4 protein-coding genes are annotated in these 1912 nt (G+C 43.3%); 2 read left to right on the top strand and 2 right to left on the bottom strand.

Features of this window, described 5'->3' with window-relative positions; translation table 11 throughout:
- The first annotated feature begins 305 nt into the window (after positions 1 to 305).
- Together F3741_06365 and F3741_06360 are read left to right on the top strand one after the other, a co-directional pair.
- Positions 306 to 758 carry a hypothetical protein gene (locus tag F3741_06365; protein ID MZG30419.1) on the top strand — a complete coding sequence of 151 codons (453 nt, stop codon included), beginning with the start codon at positions 306 to 308 and terminating at the stop codon, positions 756 to 758.
- A 144-nt stretch (positions 759 to 902) separates the two neighbouring features.
- Positions 903 to 1325 (top strand): DUF1566 domain-containing protein, encoded by a 423-nt coding sequence (locus F3741_06360; GenBank protein ID MZG30418.1) that lies wholly within the window; start codon positions 903 to 905, stop codon positions 1323 to 1325.
- 1 nt (position 1326) lies between these two features.
- On the opposite strand, the gene F3741_06355 is transcribed toward F3741_06360, so the two are convergent.
- Both F3741_06355 and F3741_06350 read right to left on the bottom strand, forming a co-directional pair.
- Positions 1327 to 1716 (bottom strand): sulfite exporter TauE/SafE family protein, encoded by a 390-nt coding sequence (locus tag F3741_06355; GenBank protein MZG30417.1) that lies wholly within the window; start codon positions 1714 to 1716, stop codon positions 1327 to 1329.
- A partial coding sequence (locus F3741_06350; protein ID MZG30416.1) for a dicarboxylate/amino acid:cation symporter occupies positions 1689 to 1912 on the bottom strand: 224 nt, incomplete at its 5' end. The genes F3741_06355 and F3741_06350, both read right to left, overlap by 28 nt.

Here is a 1912-nt window from a genome sequence, read left to right as displayed (position 1 = left end):
AGCTTTCAAGGCATAGAGTTTTCCTCTCCCAAGCTATCGCCACAGCTTCAGAAATAAGAACCTGATATTCAGACTATAAATTTATAGTCTTGGACCCTACTCATAAAATCAAAAAATATTTGTTCTATTTTTTCACCTAGCCGAATCACCCCCCAACGATAATTTTCCTATAAGATATAACCCCAACTATAAAAAGATAAAAACTTACACAAAAAACAGGGTTCACCTTATACCCCCTAAAATAACAAATCGTTAGTATTAGAAAGTTTTTTATTCCAATTTCATCCTGTATGGGGAGGGAAGTAATGAAGAAAGCAACTTTGTTCGTAGCAGTATGTGCATTTGTTGGACTCACAGCATTGAGTGCCAGCGCAGATGAAACGGTTCCTGGGCAGTATTACCAAAGTAACCATCCCAGTGTAACAGGGGTCACTCAGACTATGATGCAAATGGGAGCCAAAGATAGAGCTTTGACCAATGCGGTTAATCTGGCTTCTGGTGCGGGAAGGTCTCGAAGTGATACGGGCGTCATCAACGGTGACTACCAGTTCGGTTCTTCTCAAACGGAGCAGTCATGGAAACAGTGGCGAACTGTAGAAGATGCAGGCGTTGTTGTTGGGCTGGTAGTCGGTGATTGTCGTGGCGACAACTCTGATGACGCTTACCGCAAGCAGATGAACCAGAACCGAGATGGTTACATGAAAGAAAATCTGGTTTCTCAAGCTGATTGTGAAGTGAATCACGCGACCATCAAGTAAAGAATTAAAAGCATCAAACCTCACCATGAGGTCAAAAAGCCGGTAGACTTTGGTCTATCGGCTTTTTTTTGTCCTCCCCTTTTGACTCGCCCAAACCAAATTCTGATATAATTATCATTACCACAAACTTTAAAGAGGTTAACCATGTCACGATTCATAGACAATGGAAACGATACTGTTACCGACAGCCAAACAGGTTTGACCTGGCTTAAAAAGGACTCCAGGCAGTTAACTGGGAAATGGATTCACCTGGAAAAAGCCATGAAATTTGCAGAAGAAAAAAACGCAGAAAACTTTGGCGGCTTTAATGATTGGAGAATCCCTAAAATGGAAGATGTTAAAACCATTTTCGACAAAAGTTTCAGCCAAAGGGACTTTGGGAATAATGAAATCCATATCCCAAAAGAGTTCGAACCAAAATGCGCAGATTGCACCTGGACAGACACAATCAATGGAGACAGGGCTATGATGTTTAGCCTGGTTAAGGGCCGTTCAAGCTGGATCAACAAGTTTGGAGAAGGCCCTTTTGCTGTCAGGCTTGTTCGTGGTAACAGCAACGCATCTTGAATTAACCTTTAGAGCTGGTAAAGGTACTGGCAAATAGCCAGACAGCTGTTATCATCAGAAGTACTGAAAAAATGCGTTTGTAATTCTGGTCCGAAAGATGTTGCAACAAATGAGGCCCGATTTGAGCACCAGCAATACCTCCCAGGGCCATAATCATTCCAGTTTTTATATCAATGTTTCCCAACCTGTAATGTGCCAGGGCAGAAGAAATTGATACCATTAAAATATAAATAAAAGCCGTGCCTACTGCCAACTTGGCTTCCCGCCCCAGAAAAATCAAAAAGGGTACAACAAGAAATCCTCCACCCAATCCTGAAGCTGAAGAAAGAATGCCTATGATAAGGCCAAATAATGCCAGTATGATCAAGTCTCTCCTCCTCTCTCTACCCATTTTTCTTCCAGGTGATCCACAACCCCAGCACCAATGGAGTCTCCCCAGACGTTTACAGTTGTCCGACATCGGTCCAGAAACCAGTCTATTGAAAGGAGCATGCCTATCCCCTCCAGAGGAAGACCTACCGACTGAAGCACCATCACCATAGTGACCAGCCCGGCCTCAGGAATTCCCGCCGCTCCTATACCAGCTA

It is taken from the genome of Nitrospinota bacterium (assembly GCA_009873635.1).
Classification (GTDB): domain Bacteria; phylum Nitrospinota; class Nitrospinia; order Nitrospinales; family VA-1; genus LS-NOB.
Note: the sequence above shows the minus strand (reverse complement) of the source record. Positions and strands in the feature narration are given on the sequence as shown.